Genomic DNA, 24,482 nt, shown 5'->3' on the forward strand with positions numbered 1-24,482 from the left:
GATAATTGGGGGATACACAATGACCACGAGCATCACGGCGGACGGCTTCAGTGCCGGCCAGCCTGCGTTCCTGTCCAAGGAGCGGATCATCGCCAAGCCCGGTTTCAACCGTTGGCTGGTGCCACCGGCCGCGTTGGCCATCCACTTGTGCATCGGCATGGCCTACGGCTTTTCGGTGTTCTGGTTGCCGCTGTCCAAGGCGCTGGGCATCACCGCTCCAGTGGCCTGCGCACCCGACATGAGTTTTATCGCACAAGTCTTTTCGTCCCAGTGTGACTGGCCGATCTCGATGCTTGGCTGGATCTACACCCTGTTCTTCATCTTCCTCGGTTGCTCGGCCGCCATCTGGGGTGGCTGGCTGGAACACGCCGGACCGCGCAAGGCGGGGGTTGTATCGGCACTGTGCTGGTGTGGCGGTCTGCTGATTTCGGCGTTGGGGGTGTATACCCACCAGATCTGGCTGATGTGGATCGGCTCCGGGGTCATTGGCGGTATTGGTCTGGGCCTGGGCTACATTTCGCCGGTGTCGACCCTGATCAAATGGTTCCCGGACAAGCGCGGCATGGCGACCGGCATGGCGATCATGGGCTTCGGCGGCGGCGCAATGGTCGGCGCTCCCCTGGCAGCGGCGCTGATGGGGCATTTCGCTTCGCCAGCCAGCGTCGGCGTCTGGCAGAGCTTCCTGATGATGGCCGCGATCTACTTCGTGTTCATGATCGGTGGCGCGCTGTCCTACCGTGTTCCGCCAACCGGCTGGAAGCCAGAAGGCTGGACGGCCCCGGCGAAAAAAGCCTCGAACGCGATGATCACTCATCGTCATGTTCACGTGAATGTGGCCTGGAAGACGCCGCAGTTCCGTCTGGTGTGGCTGGTGCTGTGCCTGAACGTATCGGCTGGTATCGGCATCCTCGGCATGGCGTCGCCGCTGTTGCAGGAAGTGTTCGCTGGCAAGTTGCTGGGCAATGACCTGACCTTCGGTCAGCTGGACGCCTCGCAACTGGCTTCAATCGCCGCCATCGCTGCCGGTTTCACCGGTTTACTGAGCCTGTTCAACATCGGCGGGCGCTTCTTCTGGGCTTCGTTTTCGGATTACCTGGGCCGTAAAAACACTTACTTCGTGTTCTTCGCCCTGGGCTTTGCCCTGTACGGACTGATTCCGAACCTTGGCCACCTGGGCAGCATCGCGCTGTTCGTGGCGGCGTTCTGCATCATTCTGTCGATGTATGGCGGCGGTTTCGCGACTGTTCCGGCGTATCTGGCGGACCTGTTCGGTACGCAAATGGTCGGTGCGATTCACGGTCGTCTGCTGACGGCGTGGGCTGCTGCCGGTGTGCTCGGTCCGGTGCTGGTGAACTACCTGCGTGAATATCAGCTGAGCATCGGCGTCGAGCGTGCGGCGGCTTACGACATCACCCTGTACATCCTCGCCGGCCTGCTAGTGCTGGGGTTCCTGTGCAACCTGCTGGTGCGTCCGGTGGCGGACAAGTACTTCATGACCGACGCCGAACTGGCCGCCGAACAGGCGCTGGGCCATGACAAAGGCGCTGATAGCAGCACTGTGCTGGAGTGGAAAGCCGCGCCGGGCACCAAGCCGCTGGCGATTGCGGCGTGGCTGGTGGTGGGCATTCCGCTGGCGTGGGGTGTGTGGGTGACCCTGCAGAAAACAGCGGTACTGTTTCACTAAGTAAAACGCATAACCCCTTGTGGGAGCGGGCTTGCTCGCGAAGGCGGAATGCCAGTCAACATTAAAGTTGCCTGAAACACCGCTTTCGCGAGCAAGCCCGCTCCCACATTTTGTTTTGTGGTGTGCCAAATGGCTTGTATGGACATGTCTATCGCCGACACCCCCGAATTCACTCCGTCAGGGATATCACCTCGCGTGTTTCTGTTTGGCGCCCGCCCGCCTATAATGGCTGCCTTTTTCGCCCAATGATTTTGCGGAGCTGGTGATGGCCGAACGTAAGGCGTCTGTCGAGCGCGACACTCTGGAAACCCAGATCAAAGCCTCGATCAACCTCGATGGCACCGGAAAGGCCCGATTTGATATCGGTGTTCCTTTTCTTGAGCACATGCTGGACCAGATCGCCCGTCACGGGCTGATCGACCTGGATATTGTCAGCAAGGGCGACCTGCATATCGATGACCACCACACGGTGGAAGACGTCGGTATCACCCTCGGCCAGGCATTTGCCAAAGCTATCGGCGACAAGAAAGGCATCCGTCGCTACGGCCACGCCTACGTGCCGCTCGATGAAGCGCTGTCGCGCGTGGTGATCGACTTCTCCGGTCGCCCAGGCCTGCAGATGCACGTGCCGTACACCCGCGCCACCGTTGGCGGCTTCGACGTTGACCTGTTCCAGGAATTCTTCCAGGGCTTCGTCAACCATGCGCTGGTCAGCCTGCACATCGACAACCTGCGTGGCACCAACACCCACCACCAGATCGAAACCGTGTTCAAGGCTTTCGGCCGCGCCCTGCGCATGGCCGTCGAGCTCGATGACCGCATGGCCGGGCAAATGCCATCGACCAAGGGCGTCCTGTAATGCAGACAGTCGCGGTTATCGATTACGGCATGGGCAACCTGCACTCGGTGGCCAAGGCCCTCGAGCACGTCGGTGCCGGCAAGGTGCTGATCACCAGCGATGCCAACGTGATTCGCGAAGCCGACCGGGTGGTTTTCCCTGGCGTTGGCGCGATTCGCGATTGCATGGCGGAGATCCGTCGCCTCGGCTTCGATTCGCTGGTACGTGAAGTCAGCCAGGACCGTCCGTTCCTTGGCATCTGCGTGGGCATGCAAGCCTTGCTCGACACCAGCGAAGAGAATGACGGTGTCGACTGCATCGGCCTGTTCCCGGGCGCAGTGAAGTTCTTCGGCAAAGACCTGCATGAAGACGGCGAACACCTGAAAGTCCCGCACATGGGCTGGAACGAAGTGAAGCAGAAGGTGAGTCACCCGCTGTGGCACGACATTCCGGACCTGGCGCGGTTCTACTTCGTGCACAGCTACTACATCGCTGCCGCCAACGCGCGGCAGGTAGTGGGTGGCGGTCACTACGGTGTCGATTTCGCCGCGGCGCTGGCCGAAGGCTCGCGTTTCGCCGTGCAGTTCCACCCGGAGAAAAGCCATACCCATGGCCTGCAGTTGCTGCAGAACTTCGCTGCGTGGGACGGTCGCTGGTAAATGGCAATCAAGAAGAAACCGCCGATTCTGACCCTCACTCCCGAGCAGGAGAGCGAGGCCTATCGCAAGATCAAGCGTTTCATGGAAGACCGCTTCGAACTCGACCTCGGCTCGTTCGAGGCGGCGGAGATTCTTGAGCTGTTTACCCGTGAGATTGCTCCGCACTATTACAACAGAGCGATTTTCGATGTGCAGGCGCACCTCAAAGAGAGGTTCGAAAGCATCGAAAGCGACCTGTGGGCGCTCGAGAAAAACTGATTTCCGAGCCAAGCTGAACATTCAAATTTGAAGGTTTGCCAGATGCTGATTATTCCCGCTATCGATCTTAAAGACGGTGCCTGTGTTCGTCTGCGCCAGGGCCGCATGGAAGATTCCACGGTGTTCTCCGATGACCCGGTGAGCATGGCTGCCAAGTGGGTGGAGGGCGGTTGCCGTCGTCTGCATCTGGTCGACCTGAACGGCGCCTTCGAAGGCCAGCCAGTCAACGGCGAAGTGGTCACCGCCATCGCCAAGCGTTATCCGAACCTGCCGATCCAGATCGGCGGCGGTATCCGCTCCCTGGAAACCATCGAACACTACGTGAAAGCGGGCGTGAGCTACGTGATCATCGGCACCAAGGCCGTGAAAGATCCGGCCTTCGTCGCCGAAGCCTGCCGCGCGTTCCCGGGCAAGGTGATCGTTGGCCTGGATGCCAAGGACGGTTTCGTCGCTACCGACGGCTGGGCGGAAATCAGCACCATCCAGGTGATCGACCTGGCCAAGCAGTTCGAAGCCGACGGCGTTTCCGCGATCGTTTATACCGACATCGCCAAAGACGGCATGATGCAGGGCTGCAACGTACCGTTCACCGCCGCACTGGCTGCTGCTACAAAGATCCCGGTGATCGCTTCCGGCGGCATCCACAACCTGGGTGACATCAAGACCCTGCTCGACGCCAAGGCGCCAGGCATCATCGGTGCGATCACAGGCCGTGCGATCTACGAAGGCACTCTCGACGTCGCTGAAGCGCAAGCTTTCTGCGATTCGTACAAAGGCTGAGGACTGATCATGGCGCTGGCTAAACGCATCATCCCTTGCCTGGACGTGGACAACGGCCGGGTGGTCAAGGGTGTGAAATTCGAAAACATCCGCGACGCCGGTGACCCGGTGGAAATTGCCCGTCGTTACGACGAGCAGGGTGCCGACGAGATTACCTTTCTCGACATCACCGCCAGCGTCGATGGCCGCGACACCACGTTGCATACCGTCGAGCGCATGGCCAGCCAGGTGTTCATCCCGCTGACCGTGGGCGGTGGCGTGCGCACCGTGCAGGACATCCGCAATCTGCTCAATGCCGGTGCGGACAAGGTTTCGATCAACACCGCAGCGGTGTTTAACCCGGAGTTCGTCGGCGAAGCCGCGCAGCATTTCGGTTCGCAATGCATCGTGGTGGCCATCGACGCGAAGAAGGTTTCGGGACCTGGCGAAACCCCGCGCTGGGAAATCTTCACCCATGGCGGTCGCAAACCAACCGGCCTCGACGCCGTTGAGTGGGCGAAGAAAATGGAAGGCCTGGGTGCCGGCGAAATTCTGCTGACCAGCATGGACCAGGACGGCATGAAAAACGGTTTCGACCTGGGCGTCACCCGCGCCATCAGCGATGCGCTGGGTATTCCGGTGATCGCCTCCGGCGGTGTCGGCAACCTGCAACACCTGGCCGACGGCATTATCGAAGGCCACGCCAGCGCGGTACTGGCAGCGAGTATTTTCCACTTCGGCGAATACACGGTGCAGGAAGCCAAGGCCTATATGGCCCATCGCGGAATCGTGATGCGTTAAACAAACCGATACAGGCCAGTGGACACCATGGCGTACCCAAGGCACTCTTGGGTACGCCATGGATTTCGGTAGCCAGACATGCTTAAACGCTTTCTTCTCGTTCTCGCCAGTGCTTCTCTGTTGCTCATCAACGGGGCGCACGCTGCCGAAAGCCCCGATACCGACCTGGTGTTGCTGACGGAGAACTTCCCGCCGTACAACATGGCGAAGAACGGCAAGAACTTCGCTCAGGACGAGAACATCAATGGCATCGCCACCGATATCGTCCGCGAGATGTTCAAACGCGCCGACATTACCTACAGCCTGACGCTGCGTTTCCCTTGGGAGCGAATCTACAAACTCACCCTGGAAAAACCCGGTTACGGCGTATTCGTCATGGCGCGGTTGCCGGACCGCGAGAAGCTGTTCAAATGGGTGGGCCCTATCGGCCCGGACGACTGGATCATGCTGGCCAAGGCTGACAGCAAGATCACCCTCGAAACCTTGAATGACGCGCGCAAATACAAGATCGGCGCCTACAAGGGCGACGCCATTGCCGAGACGCTGGCCAAGCAAGGCCTCAACCCGATCGTTGTGCTGCGCGATCAGGACAACGCCAGGAAACTGGTCAACGGTCAGATCGACCTGTGGGCCACCGGTGACCCGGCCGGGCGCTATCTGGCGCGCCAGGAAGGGGTTAACGGGTTGAAAACAGTACTGCGTTTCAACAGTGCCGAACTGTACCTGGCACTGAACAAGGACGTGCCGGACGAGACGGTCGCCAAGCTCCAGGCGGCGCTGGACCAGATGCGCAAGGAAGGTCGGGTGGACGAGATCATGGCGCAGTATCTGTAGGACCCTGCACATATCAATGTGGGAGCGAGCCTGCTCGCGATAACGGTCTGACAGCCAACAGGGATGTTGAATGTGATGACCCCATCGCGAGCAGGCTCGCTCCCACAGTTGTTTGGTGGCGCCCGCGGATTAGCGGTACACCCCATCCTTCCCATGCGCCGCAGTCGCTTGGTTTCCACGCACACTGATCATCTGCCGGATATCAATCCACTCGATTCCCTGAGCTTTCAGCTTGGGCAGCTCGCGCTCCAATACCGCCAGCGTCTGCGGATACGGATGCCCGATCATCACCGCCGAACCCTGCTTGTGCGCGAGGCTGATCGCGGTCTGCAACTGGGTCAGGATCGCCGCTTCAGTACGCTCATCGTCGAGAAACACATCCCGCGAAACGCTCGCCAAACCGATCTTCTGCGCTTGGGCGGCGGCCACGGTCTGGGCGCTGGTGCGGCTGTCGACGAAGAATTTATGCCGGCGCTGCAAATCCGCCATCAACCACGCCATGGCGGCTGGCTGTGCGGTCATGCGGCTGCCCATGTGGTTGTTGATGCCGCTGGTGTACGGGACCATTTCGAACGCGGCGTTCAGGCGTTTTTCCAGCTCCTCGACGGGCAACTCGGGATGCCAGGCGAACGGTCCGGTGGCCGGATCCATGGGCATGTGCAGGATGACGATCTTGCCGGCGCGATGGGCTTCGCGGGCGAATTCGGTGGCGTGGGGCGTGTCGGGCATGATTGCCGTGGTCACCGGGCCGGGCAGGGCGAGCACGCGGCGATCCCGGGGCAGGTTCTGCCCCAGGTCATCGATGATCAGGCTCAGGTAGGCTTTGTGGGGCGTCGATCCGGCGGGTTCTGCGTGAGCAACACCCGCCAGACAACACAATAGACCGATCAGCAACCGCAGAAACATCTCAACGGCCGGACGTGATGCTCAGCCCTTTGAGCAGGCTCAGGGCCTGGGCCAGTTGGTAATCATCGTCCTGTGGCATCGGCTTGGCTTTGCCGCTGGAGTCGGTCGGTTTGTCGGCGCCGCCGTTGCCGTTGCCCAGGTGACCCTGCAAGTCAGCTTCCTTGAAGTAATCGCTGTCCTGTTCGCTGGTGATCTTGGCCTTGCGTACTTCGATATCCGGCACGATGCCCTGGGCCTGGATGGAACGGCCGTTCGGCGTGTAATACAGCGCCGTGGTGATCTTCAATGCGCGCTCGTTGTTAAGCGGCAGAACCGTCTGTACCGAGCCCTTGCCGAAACTGGTGGTGCCCATCAGCACGGCGCGTTTCTGGTCCTGCAGGGCGCCGGCGACAATTTCCGAAGCCGAGGCGCTGCCGCCGTTGATCAGCACGACCATTGGCACGGCTTCGCTTTCGTCCTTGCCGGTGGCAGAGAAACGCAACTCGGAGTTGGCGATGCGGCCCTTGGTGTAAACGATGAGGCCCTTGGTGATGAAGTGGTCGACCACTTCCACCGCTGCCTGCAGCACGCCGCCCGGGTTGTTGCGCAGGTCGAGAATGATGCCCTTGAGCTTCTTGCCGTTGTCCTTGCGCAGCTTGGCCAGGGCCTTGGAGACTTCTTCGCCGGTCTTGACCTGGAACTGGGTGATACGGATGTAGCCGTAGCCCGATTCCAGCAACTGGCTCTTCACGCTCTTCACCTGGATGACGGCGCGGGACAGGGTCACGTCGAACGGCGTGCCGCCGTCGCGTACCAGGGTCAGGGTGATTTTCTGGCCGATCTTGCCGCGCATCTTGTCGACGGCTTCGGTCATGCTCTGGCCGCGAGTCGGCTGGCCGTTGATCTTGACGATGAAGTCGCCGGCCTGAATACCGGCCTTGGAGGCCGGAGTGTCGTCAATGGGCGACACCACCTTGATGAAGCCGTCTTCGGCACCGACTTCGATACCCAGGCCGCCGAATTCCCCGCTGGTGCTTTCCTGCAACTCGGCGAAATCTTCAGGGCCCAGGTAGGCGGAATGCGGGTCGAGGTTGCTGAGCATGCCCTTGATGGCGTTTTCCAGCAGGGTCTTGTCGTCCACCGGTTCGACATAAGCGGCCTTGATCCGGTCCATCACCTCGGCAAAGGTGCGCAACTCATCCAGCGGCAGTGGCGCTTTGGTGGTCGCAGCAGTGCCTGCAGGCGCAACCGCCGGGGCTGGTTGAGCGGCAAACGCCAGAGGCGCGCCGATCACCAGGGCGATCGTCAGGGCCAGCGAGGTAAGGCGGGACAAATGCAGCATGTCGAACGAACTCCTAATGTTGGTGACTCAACGCCTATCCTTGCGCGTGGCACCATTGCGCAGGGTCACTCGGGTGACCCTGCTGACGAATTGCGAAATACAGCGCTGGTGTGTCCTGCCCGCCACTGTTACCGACAGTGGAAATAGGCTCACCGGCTTTTACAACGTCACCGGCAGACTTGAGCAGCGTCTGGTTGTGACCGTACAGACTCAAATAACCATTGCCGTGGTCGAGAATCACCAGCAGCCCGGCGCCGCGCAACCAGTCGGCGAACACCACGCGACCACCGTGTACGGCACGCACCGCACTGCCGGCAGACGCGCCGATCATCACGCCATCCCACTTGGTCCGGGCATCGTCGCCACGGCTTTCACCGTAGCGCGCCAGCAGTCGACCATCGACAGGCCAGGGAAGTTTGCCGCGGGTTGACGCAAACGGACCGCCAAAGGTCTCGCCGGAACTGGAAACCAGTGCGCCAGGTGTCGATCTGACCGGTTTGCGTGGGGCGTCGTCGCTGGCATCTGCCTGCGCCTGGGCCTCACGTAAACGCTTTTTTTCGGCTTCCTGCTGGGCAATCAGCGCTTTTTGCCGCGCTTCTTCTGCCTCACGAGCCTGGCGTGCCAAGGTTTCTTCAATGGTTTTAAGGACTTTAGACAGGTCTGCCTGATCCTGCTCGCGCGTCGCCAGTTTCTGATCGCGAGCCTTTACGTCGTCATTGAGCTTGGCCAGGACTTGCTGGCGCTCCTTGCGGACTTTCTCGAGCTCGTCACGCTGGGTGTCGAGGCTGCTTTGCTGCACCAGCAATTGCGCCTGCTGCATGGCGATGTCTTTCTCGACATTGGACAGTTGGCGCAGGGTTTCGTTGAAATTCTTCAGCTGCTCCAGGCGAGCCTGGCTCAGGTAGTCGTAATAGGTGAGGGTACGGGCGAATCTTTCCGGATTCTGCTGGTTGAGCAGCAACTTGAGGTATTCCTGGCGACCGTTCTGGTAGGCCGCCCGGGCCTGAATGGCGATCAGTCGTTGCTGTTCAATGCGCGCGCTCTGGAGTTTTTTTTTCTCTGCATCGAGGCGCTGCAGCTCGGCTTCGCTTTTCTTCAGCTCTTTTTGCAGGGCTTCGACCTGCTTCTCGAGCTTGCCCATTTCGGTTTCGGTGCCCTTGAGCTCTTTTTGCACACCGGACTTTTCTTCCTGCAGCTTGCCCAGCAGCTTCTTCAGCTCGGCAATGTCCTGACGCGTGGCGTCCAACTGTTGTTGGGTGTCTGCGCGCTCGTCAGCAAAGGCCGGTTGGAGCAGGCATGTCAGAGCTAGGGCTATCAGGACGCGAAGCATAGGGGCGGGCGGCACCAGGGAAAGGGACGGCCTAGTATGCCCGCCATGGGCGGCAAAAAAAATGCCCATTTCTGACTGTGTGATGACTGGAATGAAGTTACCCCTGAAAACACCCCAAAACCACTGTGGGAGCGAGCCTGCTCGCGATGGCGTCCTGACATTCAACGGGTTAGTTGGCTGTCAGATTGCTATCGCGAGCAGGCTCGCTCCCACAGGGTATTGGGGGGCTTGAGCGGCCGGATTACACCAGAATCGAAGTCCCGGTCATTTCCGCCGGTTGTTCAAGGCCCAGCAGCTTCAGCATGGTCGGCGCCACGTCCGCCAGTACGCCGCCTTCGCGGACCTTCAGGTCGCGCTTGCCGACATAGATGAACGGTACCGGCTCGGTGGTGTGCGCGGTGTGCGCCTGGCCGGTGGTTTCATCGGACATTTGCTCGACATTGCCATGGTCAGCGGTGATCAAGGCTTCGCCGCCGACTTTTTCCAGGGCATCGACGATGCGACCTACGCACAGGTCCAGGCATTCAACGGCCTTGACCGCCGCTTCGAACACGCCGCTGTGGCCAACCATGTCGCCGTTGGCGTAGTTGACCACGATCACGTCGTAACGCTGGTTTTCGATCGCATCGACGATGCGGTCGGTGACTTCCGGCGCACTCATTTCCGGTTGCAAGTCATAGGTGGCGACTTTCGGTGACGGAATCAGGATGCGTTCTTCGCCCGGGAACGGTTCTTCGCGGCCGCCGGAGAAGAAGAAGGTCACGTGGGCATATTTTTCGGTTTCAGCGATGCGCAGCTGGGTCTTGCCGTTTTTCGCCAGGTAGTCGCCCAGCACGTTTTCCAGGCTACCGGCGGCGAAGGCCGACGGTGCAGGAATGCTGGCGGCGTATTGGGTCAGCATGACGAAGCCGGCCAGTTTCGGCTGGCGGGCACGCTCGAACTCACTGAAGTTGTCTTCGACGAACACCCGGGTCAGCTCGCGGGCACGGTCGGCGCGGAAGTTCATGAACACCACGGCATCGCCGTCTTCGACTTTTACCGGCTCACCGATGGAGGTGGCTTTGACGAATTCGTCACTCTCACCACGCTCGTAGGCCGCTTGCAGGCCTTCCTGGGCGGTGGCGGCGTTGAATTCGCCCTGGCCATCGACAATCAGGTTGTAGGCCTGGGACACGCGGTCCCAACGATTGTCACGGTCCATGGCGTAGTAGCGACCGATGATGCTGGCGATCCGGCCTTTGCCCAGGGCCTGGAAGGTCGCGTCGAGCAGTTCGATCGATGACTGCGCGCTTTTCGGCGGAGTATCGCGGCCGTCGAGGAAGGCGTGCAGGTAGATGTTCTGGGCGCCGCGCTTGAAGGCCAGTTCGGCCATGGCGACCAGGTGATCCTGGTGGCTATGCACGCCGCCATCGGACAGCAGGCCCATGAAATGCACGGCTTTGCCAGCGGCGACGGCTTTGTCCACGGCAGCGCAGATGGTCGGGTTCTCGAAGAACTCGCCGTCACGGATCGATTTGGTGACGCGCGTGAAGTCCTGATACACCACGCGGCCGGCGCCCAGGTTCATGTGGCCGACTTCGGAGTTGCCCATCTGGCCATCCGGCAGGCCGACGTCCATGCCGCTGCCCGAGATCAGGCCGTTCGGCACGGTGGCCCACAAACGGTCGAGTACGGGCTTTTTGGCCGCATAGATGGCGTTGGATTCGGGGCTGTCACTGTGACCGAAGCCGTCGAGAATCATCAGGACCAAAGGTTTAGGCGTGGTAGTCATGGAATCCACTCGTGGCTGAGGTAATAGGGGTAATGGAAAAGGGAGTCGCAGTTTAAAGCGAAGTTCCGGCCACGTCACCGCCGGACGGGGTTTGGCCCACCATAGTGGCTGTGTATACTGGCCGACATTTTAACGCCCTGGAACCTCCTTCGATGGTTGCTCACCTGATTGAATTCGCCACTAACCACTACATTCTCGTCGGTATCTTCGTCGTACTGCTGGCGTTGCTGATTGCCTATCAAATGCAGGGCGGCGGCCGTAGCCTGAGCACCGGCGAACTGACCGGCCTGGTCAACAAGGACGCCGGCGTCGTGGTTGATATTCGTCCGAGCAAGGATTTCGCCGCCGGTCACATTGTCGGTGCGGTGAACATTCCCCAGGACAAACTGGCCACTCGCGTTGGCGAACTGGAAAAACACAAGGCCAAGACCATCATCCTGGTCGACGCCATGGGCCAGACCGCGGGCACCCACGCCCGCGAATTGATGAAATCCGGCTTCACCGCCGCCAAGCTGTCCGGCGGTATCTCCAGCTGGAAAGCCGACAATCTGCCGTTGGTGAAGTGATATGAGTAGCGTCGTCGTCTATTCCAGCGATTACTGCCCTTACTGCTCACGAGCCAAATACCTGCTCGAGAACAAAGGCGTGGCCTTCGAAGAGATCAAGGTCGATGGCAAGCCGCAGGTGCGTGCTGCGATGGCCCAGAAAGCCGGGCGTACGTCCGTGCCGCAAATCTGGATCGGCAGCACTCACGTGGGCGGTTGTGATGATTTGTTCGCCCTGGACCGCGCCGGCAAGCTCGACGCGCTGCTCAGGGCCTGACGGCAATACCCCAAACAAGCAACCCTAAATGAACACTGGATCAAGAAGGATCTGCGATGACTGACCAACAGAACACTGCTGCGAACGAAGAAGAAACTGCACCGCAATTCTCCTTGCAGCGCATTTATGTGCGTGACCTGTCCTTCGAAGCTCCGAAAAGCCCGGCGATCTTCCGCCAGCAGTGGGAGCCGAGTGTCGCTCTGGATCTGAACACCCGTCAGAAGACGCTGGAAGCTGACTTCCACGAAGTCGTGCTGACCCTTTCGGTTACCGTGAAAAACGCTGACGAAGTGGCGTTCATCGCTGAAGTGCAACAGGCCGGGATCTTCCTGATCAAGAACCTGGATGACGCTTCGATGAGCCACACCCTGGGTGCGTTCTGCCCGAACATCCTGTTCCCGTACGCTCGCGAAACCCTGGACAGCCTGGTGACCCGCGGTTCGTTCCCGGCACTGATGCTGGCTCCGGTGAACTTCGATGCGCTGTACGCGCAAGAGCTGCAACGCATGCAGGCTGCTGGCGAGACTCCGACCGTTCAGTAAGCTGCGCTGCTAAAAAATCGCGGGCAAGCCCGCTCCCACAGGATTGTGTGAAACCTGTGGGAGCGGGCTTGCCCGCGATTGTTTCTGTCAGGCGAAAATGATTTTGGGGGTTACTTGAAGTCGTTCTGACGCCAGGCTTCGTAAACGGCCACCGCCACGGTATTCGACAGATTCAGGCTGCGGCAGCCCTCGCGCATCGGCAGGCGCAGGCGTTGCTCGCCGGGCAGGGCGTCCAGCACCTCGGCGGGCAAGCCCCGGCTTTCCGGGCCGAACAGGAACGCGTCGCCCGGGGCGAAGCTGGCATCGTGGAACGGCCGCGAGCCCTTGGTGGTGAAGGCGAACAGCCGTGGATGGCCGAGGCTCTCCAGGCAGCTGGCGAGGTCCGCGTGGCGTTGCAGGGTGGCATACTCGTGGTAATCGAGGCCGGCCCGGCGCAGGCGCTTGTCGTCCATCTCGAAACCCAGCGGCTCGATCAAATGCAGGTGGCAGCCACTGTTGGCGCACAGCCTGATAACGTTGCCGGTATTCGGCGGAATTTCTGGTTGGAAAAGGATGACGTGAAACATGCACGGCTCCGAAGGCAAAGATGACGCGCATTCTACGCCGCCAGAAGGCGTGCGTTCGAAACTATTCCTGCGGGTAATGGGCTCGCTGGCGATTGTCGGGGTGATGGTCGGGATGATGATCGGTCGCCTGACCACGCCAGACCCCAGTCAGCTGCAGCAGGTTGAAGTGACGAACGACGGGCTGGTGGTGTGGTTCAACAACGAACCCAAGACCCACGGCGAGATGGTTGATGGCAGTGTCGCGCTGCTGTTTGGCGCCGAGGGCAAGGCGCAGAAAGGTCAGCTCAAGCTCGGCGGCAAGGACGTGAACTGGCGGGTGCGTTTGAGTGATGGGGGGTTGTTGCTGACACTGGTAGCGGCCCGGCCCCTGCAGGGCGAGTGGGCCGGTAGCGAGGTCGATGACCGCTGGCGGCTGGAGATCCATCTCCGGGAGCAATAAAAGAGGGAATCCCCGGCCTGCCTGTACCAAGGTTCCCGAAACGGGAGGCTCGTCGCGAATGCGGTGTGAGCCCGGTGTAAAGAGGGAGCCCCTGACCTGCCTGTATCAAGGGCCCCAAAACTGCTGGGCTCGTCGCGGATGCGGTGTGAGCCCGATGTAAAGAGGGGAATCCCCGGCCTGCCTGTACCAAGGTCCCCGAAACCGGGTAGGTGAACTGATTCACTTGAAAGGGTTACTGCAGGGGGCGTGCCAGGTTTTAACAGACTGGAACAAAAAATCGCTTTGATGCGCTGAAAGCCCCGAAATTCGGGGCTTTCGTGTTTTTTCGAAAGGAATTCGATTGCGAAAGCAGGCGGGGATTCGAAGCAGTTTTTGTGCGCGATTGCGGTTCACGGTGCATTGCGGCGGTGCACTGATAACCCAAAAAGCATCGCGAGCAAGCTCGCTCCCACAGGGTTCGATGGTGCCTGCACGATAGTGAAGACACCGAAAATCCACTGTGGGAGCGAGCTTGCTCGCGATTGGGCCTAACGATCAGCGAAGTACTAAAGGCTGATTAGCCCTCATCCCCCTCATCATCATCCCCGCCATCAACCTTCATCCCCAATTCCTTGATCTTGCGGGTCAGGGTGTTGCGCCCCCAGCCCAGCAAAACGGCGGCATCGCGGCGGCGACCGGCGGTGTGTTTGAGGGCGGTCTCGATCATGATCCGCTCGAAGGCCGGCACGGCGCTGTCGAGCAGGCTCGACTGACCGCGGGCCAGCGCCTGATCAGCCCACTGGCGCAGGGCCTGTTCCCAGTTGGTGACCGGTGCCGAGTCCTGCGGCAGACTCAGCAACTCCGGCGGCAGGTCGCCGATGTGCACTTCGCGACCCGAAGCCATCACCGTGATCCAGCGGCAAGTGTTCTCCAGCTGACGCACGTTGCCGGGCCACGGCAGGTTCTTCAGGTATTCCTCGGTTTCGCTTTTCAGCAGCTTCGGCTCGACTGCCAGCTCCTGGGCAGCGCGGCCGAGGAAGTGCTTGGCCAGGGTCGGGATGTCTTCGCGACGGTCCGACAGGCGCGGGATATGGATGCGGATCACATTGAGGCGATGGAACAAGTCCTCACGGAATTTCCCGGCATGCACCAGGGTTTCCAGATTCTGGTGAGTCGCAGCGATGATGCGCACATCGACCTTCACCGGCACATGGCCGCCGACTCGGTAGAACTCGCCATCGGCCAGTACCCGCAGCAAGCGGGTCTGGGTGTCGGCTGGCATGTCACCGATTTCATCGAGGAACAGTGTGCCGCCATCCGCCTGTTCGAAGCGCCCGCGTCGCAGGTTGGCCGCGCCGGTGAACGCGCCTTTTTCGTGGCCGAACAGTTCGGATTCCATCAGGTCTTTGGGGATCGCCGCCATGTTCAGTGCAATGAACGGTGAAGCCGCCCGCGGACTGTGACGGTGCAAGGCGTGGGCCACCAGTTCTTTACCGGTGCCCGATTCACCATTGATCAGCACGGTGATGTTGGAGTGGCTCAAGCGCCCGATGGCGCGAAACACTTCCTGCATCGCCGGCGCTTCGCCGATGATTTCCGGGGTGCGGGTCAGGGTCGGGGCAACTTCCAGGCCTTGTTGTTCCTGAGCGTGCTGGTTGGCGCGCTTGACCAGGGAAACCGCCTCGTCGACATCGAACGGTTTGGGCAGGTACTCGAAGGCGCCGCCCTGATAGGACGCGACAGCGCTGTCCAGATCGGAGTGCGCGGTCATGATGATCACTGGCAGCCGTGGGTGCTGTTCGCGAATCCGCGCCAGAAGTTCCAGGCCGCTGGCGCCGGGCATGCGGATGTCGGAGATGATCACGTCCGGCTGCTGGCGCGCCAGACGGCTCATCACGCCATCGGCGCTGTCGAAGCTTTGCGTGGTCATGCCTTCCTGTTGCAAGGCTTTTTCCAGGACCCAACGGATAGAACGGTCGTCATCGACGATCCACACGGTTTCACTACGGCTCATGTCGATGTGGCTCCTTGTTCCAGTGGCAGAAAGATCGAGAAGGTGGTGTGGCCGGGGTGGCTGTCACATTCGATCAGGCCCTGGTGCTGGCTGATGATGTTCTGGGTAATGGCCAGGCCCAGCCCGGTACCGTCCGGACGACCGCTGACCATGGGGAAGAAAATGGTTTCCTGAAGTTCAGCAGGGATGCCCGGACCGTTGTCGATGATCTCGATCTTGGTCACCAGGCGATGGCGCACGTGGCCGATGGTGAACTGGCGCATGGCGCGGGTGCGCAGGCTGATGCGGCCCAGGCGCAGTTCGTTCTGGCTGCTGATGGCCTGCATGGCGTTGCGCACGATGTTCAGCACCGCCTGAATCATTTGTTCGCGATCGATCAGGACGTCGGGGATGCTTGGATCGTAGTCGCGCACCAAGGTGATGCAGCCCTGGCTTTCAGCCTCCACCAGATGGCAGACACGCTCCAGCACTTCATGGACATTGCACATGGCCAGCGACGGCAGCTTATTGGAGCCGAGCATGCGATCGACCAGGTTCCGCAGGCGGTCGGCTTCTTCAATGATGACGTTGGTGTAGTCGCGCAGGCTTTCTTCCGGCAGCTCCCGGGCGAGCAATTGTGCCGCGCCGCGAATCCCGCCCAAGGGGTTCTTGATTTCATGGGCAAGGCCGCGCACCAGCATCTTGCTGGTTTCCTGTTTCGACAGCTGTGCTTCTTCTTTGGTGATCCGCAGCAGGCGGTCACGAGGGTGGACTTCGAGCAGCAGCATCGTGTCGCCGTTGCTCAGAATCGGCGTTACCGCGTAGTCGACGGTCAGGGTCTGGCCGGTGAGGGCGGTGAGCATGGCTTCGCGCTTGGTAAACGGATGCGCTTGCTCGACGGCCTGGCGCAACGAGTTCAGTGCCTCGGTCGACTCGGTGAACAACTCACTGATGAACTGCCCATGGCTGCGCTGGCCGCTGATGGCCAGCAGCATCTCCGCCGCCGGGTTCATGTACTCGAGGCGCAGTTCGGCGTCGAGCAGGATGGTGGCGGTGGTGAGGTTATCGAGTAGCAAACGGTGGAGTGCGTCGCTAATGGTCATCGGGACCTCTTTTAGGGCAGAGCATGCGCAAAAAAAACGCTGGTATGGGCAAAATGCAAAAACCAAACCAAGGCTCCGAAAAGAAGCGTTCAGCGCCTGAAACAGGCGTTTGACGCTCGTTTGCGTGGCGCTCTGCCAGCTTTTGCGGGTACTTTCGAACCAAAATGGGTTGGAATGTGAGTACGGTGCAAGCAATTGCACCAATATAGTGCGCAAAGCTGAACGAGGTTAGAAAAGTCGCAGGAAAGGATTTTTTTCTTCGCCGGGTTTGTCGCTGAGTGGGCATTCCGGCCGCTGGCCGTAGTCTTCGAGAGTGCAGGGTTTGATCCTGCGCTTCTGGGCGAGAGACGTGCGCTGCATGTGGAAGGGCTGGTTGGCGGTGCGTTCGACGATGCGCCCCTGTTCGTCGAGGATTTCCACAGAAAGGGTATGGCTGCCGCGATCGATGTTGCTCAACGGGAACACCGGGCTCAGGCCGGGTTCGGCGGTGGGCTGGCCGTCGAGCAGCAACCGGTAGCGGTGACCGGGTTGCAGGGCGGGTTCGTTGGTAGCGCTGACGATGACTTCGCCGGTATTGCTGCGGATGGTTGCGTCGGGTTCCGGGATCAGGATGCGCAGCACCTCATAGTGGAACAGCGCTTGTACTTCGGGGCTGCTCTGGGCATGCAACGGCGCTGCGCTGGTGAGGTTGGCCGCTGTTCGATTGGTCGTTGTCAGCGGTACGCGCTTGGCGTCGCCGGATTTGGGCTGGTCGGTGAAAACCCGATTGCCCTGGGCGTCGACATACATGAAGACCTCTGCCGAGGCGGGCAGGGCGATCAGGCAGGTGATCAGTAGCCACGCCTTCAAGGCTTGTGCACTCGCTGTACGGTGAGTGTCACCGCAGGGCTCTGCTGCACAACGTTTTCACCATCGATCACTTGCACCGCGAGGCGGTGTTCGCCGCGATCGATGTTCACCAGTTGCAGGGTCGGCACGTTGCCTGGCTGGCCGTAGGGCCGACCGTCCAGCAGCAGGCGCAGCAAGTGGGGGCCTTGCAGGCGCGGCTTGATCAGTACGTTTATCGTGAAGGTGCCATTGTTGGCGCGTAACGCTTCTGTAGTGGGCAGGCCGATGAGTTCCAGTTTTTCGTAGGCACCGTGGATTGGCTCGGGGTTATTGCCGGCCAGAGGTTGTGCAGGGGCGCTGGGCGGTTGGCGTTCGATGCTGTTGAGCGGCGGCAAATCAACCGCCCGGGCTTCAACGCCAGCGGGCGGTTGATTGCTGTAGGCGGTATTACCGGCAGCATCGGTGTATTTGTAGATTTGGGCCATCACGGGAAAATTGAAGGACAGCAGTAGAAGTAATAACAGTGGCCGCATTCGGACTCCCTGTGTGAAGCAAAGACTACTCCGCCAATGGAATACCCTCGCTCCCAGCATAGAACACAACAAGTTCTACCGGTTCATCGCCGGTGACTCCGCGATGAGTGATATTGACCATTTCGGCCAGCGCTTCGCCTTGTTTGATGCGCTGGGTCTGGCCGCTGTTCCTGTCTTCGACGGTTAGCTCGCCGGAGAGGATGTAAGCCGCGTTGGGAATCGGATGGGTGTGCCAGGGGAGTTTGCTATTGGCGGGGATCGTGAGTTTGAGCACTGTCAGCTCGGGCGCGGCATCCGGGTAGCGAATGTAAGGTGTGCTATCCCACGACTTGCTGCTTTGAAGCAGGATTTCCCGTTTGATTTCTGCCGATGGGGGTTTTGTGGTGCAGCCTAGAAGGGCGAGGGCGGTGAGAGCGGCCAGTAGCGTCTTGAGTGGGAAAGTTTTCATCATTCCATCCATTGATTGCAGGTAGTGAGCAGGCTACGAGTCATTCAAGTTGGTTGATGCCGGACGATACTGTGTGTGCCCGAGGAGATGTCGGGTTTCATTGTCGGAAGTTGCCCACAAAAAAGGCCTCCCGAAGGAGGCCTCTTTTTGTCACGCCGCGTGTTGCGGCGCTACCGGATCAGCAGCTGTAGTACAGCTCGTATTCCAGTGGGTGTACGAAGGTACGTACCTTGATTTCTTCTTCGCTTTTCAGGGCGATGTAAGCGTCGATGAAGTCGTCGCTGAAAACGCCGCCTTTGGTCAGGAACGCACGACCTTTGTCCAGCTCTTCCAGGGCTTCTTTCAGGCTGCCGCAAACTTGTGGGATCTCTTTGGCCTCTTCAGGCGGCAGGTCGTACAGGTTTTTGTCAGCTGCGTCGCCAGGGTGGATCTTGTTCTGGATGCCGTCCAGGCCAGCCATCAGCAGTGCGGCGAAGCACAGGTACGGGTTGGCAGCTGGATCCGGGAAGCGTGCTTCGATACGGCGGGCTTTCGGGCTCGACACGTAAGGAATACGGATCGAAGCGGAACGGTTGCGAGCCGAGTAGGCCAGCATCACTGGAGCTTCGAAGCCTGGAACCAGACGCTTGTAGGAGTTGGTCGCCGGGTTGGTGAAGCCGTTCAGGGCCTTACCGTGCTTGATGATGCCGCCGATGAAGTACAGGGCGGTATCGGACAGGCCGGCATAGCCTTCGCCTGCGAAGGTGTTCTTGCCATCTTTCCAGATGGACATGTGTACGTGCATACCCGAGCCGTTGTCGCCGTACAGAGGCTTAGGCATGAAGGTCGCGGTGCGGCCGTAGGCATCGGCTACGTTGTGCACGACATACTTCAGGGTTTGGGTTTCGTCGGCTTTCTTCACCAGGGTGTTGAACTTGACGCCGATTTCGTTCTGGCCGGCAGTCGCCACTTCGTGGTGGTGAACTTCGACGGTCAGGCCCATTTCTTCCAGCGCGTTGCACATGGAGGTACGGATTTCGTGGTCGTGGTCGAACGGTGGAACCGGGAAGTAACCGCCTTTGACGCCTGGGCGGTGGCCTTTGTTGCCGCCTTCGATGTCCTGGTCGGACATCCACGAACCTTGTTCAGAGTAGATCTTGAACATGGAGCCGGAAATGTCGGACTTGAACTTCACCTGGTCGAAGATGAAGAACTCTGGCTCTGGACCGGCGTACACAGTGTCACCGATAGCGGTGGCCTTCAGGTACTCTTCGGCGCGCTTGGCGATCGCACGTGGGTCGCGATCGTAGCCTTGCATGCTCGAAGGCTCGATGATGTCGCAGACCAGGATCAGGGTCGGTTCTTCGGTGAACGGATCCAGAACAGCGGTGGAGTCGTCCGGCATCAGGATCATGTCGGAGGCTTCGATGCCTTTCCAGCCAGCGATGGAGGAACCGTCGAACATTTTGCCGACTTCGAAGAAGTCGTCATCCAGCGCATCGCGAGCCGGCATGGTCACGTGGTGCTGAGTGCCTTTGGTGTCCGTGAAGCGCAGATCAATCCACTTGACGTCATGATCTTTGATGAGTTGAACCGACTTCGACATAGTGTCCTCCGGGTGGCTTCGGGCTAGTAATGGATGCCCTTAAATGTGGGTGATGCCGGCGCGAATACTCTGCCAAGGCAACCTGCCTCACAAGGGAGCAAATTGCATGCCAGTGCCCCACCATGGGTTTTTTGCCCCAATTTCACGCCTGTCAGGCGGAAAAGTACCTTAAAGCGGAAAATCACGCCCTACAATGTGGCGTTCATTTCAATAAATGACCTGTTTTGGTGCGCACGAAACCTTCTGCACATTAACTGGTTAAACCTTGAGCAATTTCCGCTATAATCCGCGCCCCCCTTTTTCGGCAGGCCATGCGCGCGCTGTTTCCATGAAATTAATCGTAAAAGTCTTCCCCGAGATCACCATCAAGAGCCGCCCGGTACGGATGCGTTTCATCCGTCAATTGGCCAAGAACATCCGTGCCGTGCTCCGCGATCTGGACCCGGCCGTGGTGGTGAACGGCGTGTGGGACAACCTCGAGCTGGAAACCCGCGTCAGCGACCCCAAGGCCTTGAAGGAGATGGGCGAGCGCCTGAGCTGCATGCCGGGCATCGCGCATTTCCTGCAGATCGATGAATACCCGCTGGGCGACTTCGACGACATCGTTGAAAAGTGCAAGCAGCACTACGGTGATGCACTGGCTGGCAAGATTTTCTCGGTGCGTTGCAAACGCGCCGGTAAGCACCCGTTCAGCTCGATCGATATCGAAAAATATGTCGGCAGCCAGTTGCGCCGTCAGTGTGGTGCCGCCGGGATCGACCTGAAAAAGCCTGAAATCGAAGTACGGATCGAAGTTCGCGACCAACGGTTGTTCGTGATCCACAGCCAGCACAACGGCATCGGCGGATATCCGCTGGGCGCGCTGGAACAGACGCTGGTGCTGATGTCCGGAGGTTTCGACTCCACCGTGGCGGCCTACCAGATCATGCGCCGCGGCCTGATGGCGCATTTCTGCTTCTTCAATCTGGGCGGACGTGCCCACGAACTGGGCGTCATGGAAGTCGCGCATTTCATCTGGAAGAAGTACGGCAGCTCCCAACGCGTGCTATTTGTCAGTGTGCCATTCGAAGAAGTGCTGGGCGAAATTCTCGGCAAAGTCGATAACAGTCATATGGGCGTAGTATTGAAGCGTATGATGTTGCGCGCTTCCTCCCAAATTGCCGATCGACTGCACATCGAGGCGCTGGTCACCGGTGAGGCGATCTCCCAGGTGTCGAGCCAGACGTTGCCGAACCTGTCAGTGATCGATTGCGTGACCGACAAGCTGGTCTTGCGTCCGCTGATCGCCAGCCACAAGCAGGACATCATCGACCTGGCCAACGAAATCGGCACCGCCGATTTCGCCCGGCACATGCCGGAGTACTGCGGGGTCATCTCGGTCAATCCGAAGACCGCGGCCAAGCGCTATCGCGTCGAGCATGAAGAGAAAGAATTCGATATGGCGGTACTCGAGCGTGCGCTCGAAAACGCCAAACTGGTGCCGATCGATCGCGTGATCGATGAACTGGGCCAGGACTTGCAGATTGAAGAAGTCAGCGAAGCGCTGGCCGGTCAGATCGTCATCGACATCCGTCACCCGGATGCCGCTGAAGATGACCCGCTGGAACTTGCTGGCATCGAGGTACAAACGATGCCGTTTTATGCAGTGAACGCTCGTTTCAAGGAACTGGACCCTACTCGCCAGTACCTGCTGTATTGCGACAAAGGCGTGATGAGTCGCCTGCATGCCCACCATTTGCTCAGTGAGGGGCATGCCAATGTGCGCGTTTATCGACCGAGCTAAGTGCCCGGGGCTGTTTGCCTGTGGCCTGCGTCACCGGCCCCCCGATGCCACCGTCAAGCTGTAACGGCTTTCACGGACGCTACTGTTAATCGCTGCCAAGACTTGTCAGCACACCGAATCCTCTGATCGAGATACACAAGTGATCGAAAATCTACGCAACATCGCCATCATTGCCCACGTTGACCATGGTAAGACCACCCTGGTAGACAAACTCCTGCGTCAATCCGGCACCCTGGAGCGCAACGAGCTCAACGACGAGCGCGTGATGGACTCCAACGACCAGGAAAAAGAGCGCGGTATTACCATTCTGGCGAAAAACACCGCCATCAACTGGAACGGCTACCACATCAACATCGTGGACACCCCGGGCCACGCCGACTTCGGCGGCGAAGTTGAACGTGTAATGTCGATGGTCGACTCCGTTCTGCTGCTGGTTGACGCTCAAGACGGCCCTATGCCGCAAACCCGTTTCGTGACCAAGAAGGCTTTCGAAGCCGGCCTGCGTCCAATCGTGGTCATCAACAAGGTTGACCGTCCAGGCGCGCGTCCGGACTGGGTTCTGGACCAGATCTTCGACCTGTTCGACAACCTGGGTGCTACCGAAGAACAGCTGGACTTCAAAGTCGTCTACGCCTCGGCCCTGAACGGTATTGCCGGTCTGGACCACACTGAGATGGCTGAAGACATGACCCCGCTGTACCAGTCGATCGTCGACAACGTACCAGCGCCGAAAGTCGACCGTGACGGTCCGTTCCAGATGCAGATCTCCGCACTGGACTACAACAGCTTCCTGGGTGTGATCGGCGTTGGCCGTATCGCTCGCGGTCGCGTCAAGCCGAACACTCCGGTCGTGGCTATCGACGCTGACGGCAAGAAGCGCAACGGTCGTATCCTGAAGCTGATGGGTCACCACGGCCTGCACCGCATTGACGTTGAAGAAGCTTTGGCTGGCGACATCGTCTGCATCAGTGGCTTCGACCAGCTGTTCATCTCCGACACCCTGTGCGACCCACTGAACGTCGAAGCGATGAAGCCGCTGACCGTTGACGAACCAACCGTTTCCATGACCTTCCAGGTAAACGACTCGCCTTTCTGCGGTAAAGAAGGCAAGTTCGTGACCAGCCGTAACATCAAGGAACGTCTGGACAAGGAACTGCTGTTCAACGTTGCTCTGCGCGTTGAAGAGGGCGACACCGCCGACAAGTTCAAAGTCTCCGGCCGTGGTGAGCTGCATCTCTCGGTACTGATCGAAACCATGCGTCGCGAAGGCTTCGAAATGGGTGTTGGTCGTCCGGAAGTGATCATCCGTATGGTTGATGGCGTCAAGCACGAACCGTACGAAAACGTGACCATCGACCTGCCGGAAGAATCCCAGGGCGCGATCATGGAACAGATCGGTATCCGTAAAGGCGACCTGACCAACATGGTTCCGGATGGCAAGGGCCGTGTGCGCCTTGAGTACAACATCCCGGCCCGTGGTCTGATCGGTTTCCGTAACGAGTTCCTGACCCTGACCTCCGGTGCAGGCATCCTGACCTCGATCTTCGACCGTTACGACACCATGAAGTCCGGTGACATGTCCGGCCGTCAGAACGGCGTGCTGGTATCGGTTGCTACCGGTAAGGCACTGACCTACTCGCTGGAAACCCTGCAGTCGCGTGGCAAGCTGTTCATCGAACACGGCCAGGACATCTATGAAGGTCAAATCGTTGGTCTGAACAGCCGCGACAACGACCTGGGTGTTAACCCAACCAAAGGCAAGAAGCTCGACAACATGCGTGCTTCGGGTAAAGACGAAACCATCGCTCTGGTTCCGCCTGTACGCTTCACTCTGGAGCAAGCTCTGGAATTCGTACAAGAAGACGAGCTGTGTGAAGTCACGCCTAAGTCCATCCGTCTTCGCAAGAAGATCCTGGGCGAAAGCGAGCGTACCCGCGCTGCCAAGAAGTCCGGTAACTAAGTCATTTAGTTAGCTGACAAAAAAACGCCCCCGACCGCAAGGCCGGGGGCGTTTTTGTTTGTCTGCGATTTACTCGATTGCTGTGGCGAGGGGGCTTGTCGGATCGCCGCACCGTCCCGCTCGGCTGCGTAGCAGTCGTAAAATCTTGGGGTCGCTTCGTAACCCAGCGGGAGCAAGCTCCCTCGCCATAGATGATGCAATACGGATCAGAACCGCTCGATACTCCGCGAACTCCGCTCGCGCTCCACTTCCTTGGGCTTGTATGCGCAATACCCCGGCCGCGGGCCGATTTTCGGGTGGTTGCGGCAGGTATCCGGGCGCTTTTCATAAATAGTGCACAGACGGCTCTTACGATCCAGGTACAGGCAATCGTTGTTGCTCATGCGCTGGAGGGTAAAGATTCCTGACTTCTGGTTGAAACGTTCGACCAGACCTTCCTTTTGCAGGCGCTTGGCGATGTTCTTCGGCGGATCGCCGAGCTCGAACTCATCGACCACGCCGATGCGGATCAGATCCTTGATCTTGACCTCGACGGGCAGGGTGCAGCAGCTGGACATGCACGAGCCGCACATCGGGGCAGAGTACTTGGCCCAGGTATCGAGGCGGTCGATCTCTGCGGCAGCGATCAGGTTCGGCTTCATCATCGTTTGTTACCAGCGTGTGCATCAGGGCGCGCGATCATACCGGGACTGGTGGATTTTTGAACAACCTTTCGCCAGATTTTTTCGCAGGCGCTGCAA

Annotated in this window: 25 protein-coding genes; 13 read left to right on the forward strand and 12 right to left on the reverse strand. The window is 59.6% G+C overall.

Annotated elements, in window-relative coordinates:
* Positions 1-19 precede the first annotated feature (19 nt).
* The 7 genes from AC3ITY_RS01435 to AC3ITY_RS01465 all read left to right on the forward strand — a co-directional run bounded on the left by AC3ITY_RS01435 (position 20) and on the right by AC3ITY_RS01465 (position 5,833).
* Entirely contained in the window at positions 20-1,684 is a 1,665-nt protein-coding gene (locus tag AC3ITY_RS01435) for an OFA family MFS transporter (protein WP_489307251.1), read from the forward strand.
* A gap of 265 nt (positions 1,685-1,949) precedes the next feature.
* Positions 1,950-2,543, forward strand: coding sequence for an imidazoleglycerol-phosphate dehydratase HisB (hisB, locus tag AC3ITY_RS01440; protein ID WP_003218037.1), 594 nt, complete (start codon positions 1,950-1,952; stop codon positions 2,541-2,543).
* Complete coding sequence (gene hisH, locus AC3ITY_RS01445; RefSeq protein ID WP_057712412.1) at positions 2,543-3,181, forward strand: imidazole glycerol phosphate synthase subunit HisH; 639 nt, start codon at positions 2,543-2,545, stop codon at positions 3,179-3,181. Before hisB ends, hisH begins: the two co-directional genes overlap by 1 nt.
* A complete protein-coding gene (locus tag AC3ITY_RS01450) occupies positions 3,182-3,439 on the forward strand; it encodes a DUF2164 domain-containing protein (protein WP_489307253.1) in 258 nt (85 codons plus the stop codon).
* 42 nt (positions 3,440-3,481) lie between these two features.
* Positions 3,482-4,219 (forward strand): 1-(5-phosphoribosyl)-5-[(5-phosphoribosylamino)methylideneamino]imidazole-4-carboxamide isomerase, encoded by a 738-nt coding sequence (gene hisA, locus AC3ITY_RS01455; protein WP_007972753.1) that lies wholly within the window; start codon positions 3,482-3,484, stop codon positions 4,217-4,219.
* Positions 4,220-4,228: 9 nt separating this feature from the next.
* On the forward strand, positions 4,229-4,999 hold the full coding sequence (gene hisF, locus AC3ITY_RS01460) for an imidazole glycerol phosphate synthase subunit HisF (protein ID WP_007972752.1): 771 nt from the start codon (positions 4,229-4,231) through the stop codon (positions 4,997-4,999).
* A gap of 78 nt (positions 5,000-5,077) precedes the next feature.
* Entirely contained in the window at positions 5,078-5,833 is a 756-nt protein-coding gene (locus AC3ITY_RS01465) for a substrate-binding periplasmic protein (RefSeq protein ID WP_489307256.1), read from the forward strand.
* Positions 5,834-5,962: 129 nt separating this feature from the next.
* Here the strand turns inward: AC3ITY_RS01465 and AC3ITY_RS01470 are convergent, their stop codons facing one another.
* From AC3ITY_RS01470 to gpmI, 4 genes are all read right to left on the reverse strand, one after another.
* Positions 5,963-6,739, reverse strand: coding sequence for a divergent polysaccharide deacetylase family protein (locus AC3ITY_RS01470; RefSeq protein WP_489307257.1), 777 nt, complete (start codon positions 6,737-6,739; stop codon positions 5,963-5,965).
* 1 nt (position 6,740) lies between these two features.
* Positions 6,741-8,060: a S41 family peptidase gene (locus tag AC3ITY_RS01475; protein ID WP_489307259.1), complete on the reverse strand. Its 1,320-nt coding sequence runs from the start codon at positions 8,058-8,060 to the stop codon at positions 6,741-6,743.
* A 34-nt stretch (positions 8,061-8,094) separates the two neighbouring features.
* Entirely contained in the window at positions 8,095-9,390 is a 1,296-nt protein-coding gene (locus AC3ITY_RS01480; protein WP_489307261.1) for a murein hydrolase activator EnvC family protein, read from the reverse strand.
* 241 nt (positions 9,391-9,631) lie between these two features.
* Positions 9,632-11,161, reverse strand: a complete 1,530-nt coding sequence (gpmI, locus tag AC3ITY_RS01485) for a 2,3-bisphosphoglycerate-independent phosphoglycerate mutase (RefSeq protein WP_218429645.1) — start codon at positions 11,159-11,161, stop codon at positions 9,632-9,634.
* Positions 11,162-11,313: 152 nt separating this feature from the next.
* Between gpmI and AC3ITY_RS01490 the strand changes: the two genes are divergently transcribed.
* Genes AC3ITY_RS01490 through secB form a run of 3 tightly spaced genes read left to right on the forward strand, consistent with a single transcriptional unit; the run spans position 11,314 to position 12,525 of the window.
* Complete coding sequence (locus AC3ITY_RS01490) at positions 11,314-11,727, forward strand: rhodanese-like domain-containing protein (protein ID WP_223457488.1); 414 nt, start codon at positions 11,314-11,316, stop codon at positions 11,725-11,727.
* 1 nt (position 11,728) lies between these two features.
* Complete coding sequence (grxC, locus tag AC3ITY_RS01495; RefSeq protein WP_150726523.1) at positions 11,729-11,983, forward strand: glutaredoxin 3; 255 nt, start codon at positions 11,729-11,731, stop codon at positions 11,981-11,983.
* 56 nt (positions 11,984-12,039) lie between these two features.
* Entirely contained in the window at positions 12,040-12,525 is a 486-nt protein-coding gene (gene secB, locus AC3ITY_RS01500) for a protein-export chaperone SecB (protein WP_223457492.1), read from the forward strand.
* 110 nt (positions 12,526-12,635) lie between these two features.
* Here the strand turns inward: secB and trmL are convergent, their stop codons facing one another.
* Positions 12,636-13,091 (reverse strand): tRNA (uridine(34)/cytosine(34)/5-carboxymethylaminomethyluridine(34)-2'-O)-methyltransferase TrmL, encoded by a 456-nt coding sequence (trmL, locus tag AC3ITY_RS01505; RefSeq protein ID WP_090452600.1) that lies wholly within the window; start codon positions 13,089-13,091, stop codon positions 12,636-12,638.
* Between trmL and AC3ITY_RS01510 the strand changes: the two genes are divergently transcribed.
* Positions 13,090-13,530, forward strand: coding sequence for a hypothetical protein (locus tag AC3ITY_RS01510; protein WP_046040880.1), 441 nt, complete (start codon positions 13,090-13,092; stop codon positions 13,528-13,530). The two genes, trmL and AC3ITY_RS01510, sit on opposite strands and share 2 nt — an antisense overlap.
* Positions 13,531-14,086: 556 nt before the next feature.
* Here the strand turns inward: AC3ITY_RS01510 and ntrC are convergent.
* From ntrC to glnA, 6 genes are all read right to left on the reverse strand, one after another.
* Positions 14,087-15,523 carry a nitrogen regulation protein NR(I) gene (gene ntrC, locus AC3ITY_RS01515; RefSeq protein WP_046040882.1) on the reverse strand — a complete coding sequence of 479 codons (1,437 nt, stop codon included), beginning with the start codon at positions 15,521-15,523 and terminating at the stop codon, positions 14,087-14,089.
* A complete protein-coding gene (gene glnL, locus AC3ITY_RS01520) occupies positions 15,520-16,605 on the reverse strand; it encodes a nitrogen regulation protein NR(II) (RefSeq protein WP_057712404.1) in 1,086 nt (361 codons plus the stop codon). Before glnL ends, ntrC begins: the two co-directional genes overlap by 4 nt.
* 228 nt (positions 16,606-16,833) lie before the next feature.
* Positions 16,834-17,454, reverse strand: a complete 621-nt coding sequence (locus AC3ITY_RS01525; RefSeq protein WP_489307266.1) for a DUF4124 domain-containing protein — start codon at positions 17,452-17,454, stop codon at positions 16,834-16,836.
* Positions 17,451-17,966, reverse strand: a complete 516-nt coding sequence (locus tag AC3ITY_RS01530; RefSeq protein ID WP_489307268.1) for a DUF4124 domain-containing protein — start codon at positions 17,964-17,966, stop codon at positions 17,451-17,453. Before AC3ITY_RS01530 ends, AC3ITY_RS01525 begins: the two co-directional genes overlap by 4 nt.
* Positions 17,967-17,991: 25 nt before the next feature.
* The gene (locus AC3ITY_RS01535; RefSeq protein WP_489310750.1) at positions 17,992-18,414 is read right to left on the reverse strand and encodes a cupin domain-containing protein; all 423 of its coding nucleotides are present in this window, start codon (positions 18,412-18,414) and stop codon (positions 17,992-17,994) included.
* A 178-nt stretch (positions 18,415-18,592) separates the two neighbouring features.
* Entirely contained in the window at positions 18,593-19,999 is a 1,407-nt protein-coding gene (gene glnA / locus AC3ITY_RS01540; protein ID WP_110660758.1) for a glutamate--ammonia ligase, read from the reverse strand.
* A gap of 328 nt (positions 20,000-20,327) precedes the next feature.
* Between glnA and thiI the strand changes: the two genes are divergently transcribed.
* Both thiI and typA read left to right on the forward strand, forming a co-directional pair.
* Positions 20,328-21,782, forward strand: coding sequence for a tRNA uracil 4-sulfurtransferase ThiI (gene thiI / locus AC3ITY_RS01545; protein WP_150756804.1), 1,455 nt, complete (start codon positions 20,328-20,330; stop codon positions 21,780-21,782).
* Between the two features lie 139 nt (positions 21,783-21,921).
* Positions 21,922-23,742, forward strand: coding sequence for a translational GTPase TypA (typA, locus tag AC3ITY_RS01550; protein WP_046041316.1), 1,821 nt, complete (start codon positions 21,922-21,924; stop codon positions 23,740-23,742).
* 206 nt (positions 23,743-23,948) lie between these two features.
* Here typA and AC3ITY_RS01555 read toward each other — a convergent pair whose 3' ends face one another.
* Positions 23,949-24,386 (reverse strand): YkgJ family cysteine cluster protein, encoded by a 438-nt coding sequence (locus AC3ITY_RS01555; protein WP_108216195.1) that lies wholly within the window; start codon positions 24,384-24,386, stop codon positions 23,949-23,951.
* Between the last annotated feature and the right edge of the window lie 96 nt (positions 24,387-24,482).

Source organism: Pseudomonas sp. GL_091, from assembly GCF_057837725.1.

Coding starts and splice junctions, on each gene's coding strand:
- AC3ITY_RS01435 (WP_489307251.1), top strand. CDS start 20: ATGACCACGAGCATCACGGCGGACGGCTTCAGTGCCGGCCAGCCTGCG.
- hisB (WP_003218037.1), top strand. CDS start 1,950: ATGGCCGAACGTAAGGCGTCTGTCGAGCGCGACACTCTGGAAACCCAG.
- hisH (WP_057712412.1), top strand. CDS start 2,543: ATGCAGACAGTCGCGGTTATCGATTACGGCATGGGCAACCTGCACTCG.
- AC3ITY_RS01450 (WP_489307253.1), top strand. CDS start 3,182: ATGGCAATCAAGAAGAAACCGCCGATTCTGACCCTCACTCCCGAGCAG.
- hisA (WP_007972753.1), top strand. CDS start 3,482: ATGCTGATTATTCCCGCTATCGATCTTAAAGACGGTGCCTGTGTTCGT.
- hisF (WP_007972752.1), top strand. CDS start 4,229: ATGGCGCTGGCTAAACGCATCATCCCTTGCCTGGACGTGGACAACGGC.
- AC3ITY_RS01465 (WP_489307256.1), top strand. CDS start 5,078: ATGCTTAAACGCTTTCTTCTCGTTCTCGCCAGTGCTTCTCTGTTGCTC.
- AC3ITY_RS01470 (WP_489307257.1), bottom strand. CDS start 6,739: ATGTTTCTGCGGTTGCTGATCGGTCTATTGTGTTGTCTGGCGGGTGTT.
- AC3ITY_RS01475 (WP_489307259.1), bottom strand. CDS start 8,060: ATGCTGCATTTGTCCCGCCTTACCTCGCTGGCCCTGACGATCGCCCTG.
- AC3ITY_RS01480 (WP_489307261.1), bottom strand. CDS start 9,390: ATGCTTCGCGTCCTGATAGCCCTAGCTCTGACATGCCTGCTCCAACCG.
- gpmI (WP_218429645.1), bottom strand. CDS start 11,161: ATGACTACCACGCCTAAACCTTTGGTCCTGATGATTCTCGACGGCTTC.
- AC3ITY_RS01490 (WP_223457488.1), top strand. CDS start 11,314: ATGGTTGCTCACCTGATTGAATTCGCCACTAACCACTACATTCTCGTC.
- grxC (WP_150726523.1), top strand. CDS start 11,729: ATGAGTAGCGTCGTCGTCTATTCCAGCGATTACTGCCCTTACTGCTCA.
- secB (WP_223457492.1), top strand. CDS start 12,040: ATGACTGACCAACAGAACACTGCTGCGAACGAAGAAGAAACTGCACCG.
- AC3ITY_RS01510 (WP_046040880.1), top strand. CDS start 13,090: ATGCACGGCTCCGAAGGCAAAGATGACGCGCATTCTACGCCGCCAGAA.
- trmL (WP_090452600.1), bottom strand. CDS start 13,091: ATGTTTCACGTCATCCTTTTCCAACCAGAAATTCCGCCGAATACCGGC.
- ntrC (WP_046040882.1), bottom strand. CDS start 15,523: ATGAGCCGTAGTGAAACCGTGTGGATCGTCGATGACGACCGTTCTATC.
- glnL (WP_057712404.1), bottom strand. CDS start 16,605: ATGACCATTAGCGACGCACTCCACCGTTTGCTACTCGATAACCTCACC.
- AC3ITY_RS01530 (WP_489307268.1), bottom strand. CDS start 17,966: ATGCGGCCACTGTTATTACTTCTACTGCTGTCCTTCAATTTTCCCGTG.
- AC3ITY_RS01535 (WP_489310750.1), bottom strand. CDS start 18,414: ATGAAAACTTTCCCACTCAAGACGCTACTGGCCGCTCTCACCGCCCTC.
- glnA (WP_110660758.1), bottom strand. CDS start 19,999: ATGTCGAAGTCGGTTCAACTCATCAAAGATCATGACGTCAAGTGGATT.
- thiI (WP_150756804.1), top strand. CDS start 20,328: ATGAAATTAATCGTAAAAGTCTTCCCCGAGATCACCATCAAGAGCCGC.
- AC3ITY_RS01555 (WP_108216195.1), bottom strand. CDS start 24,386: ATGATGAAGCCGAACCTGATCGCTGCCGCAGAGATCGACCGCCTCGAT.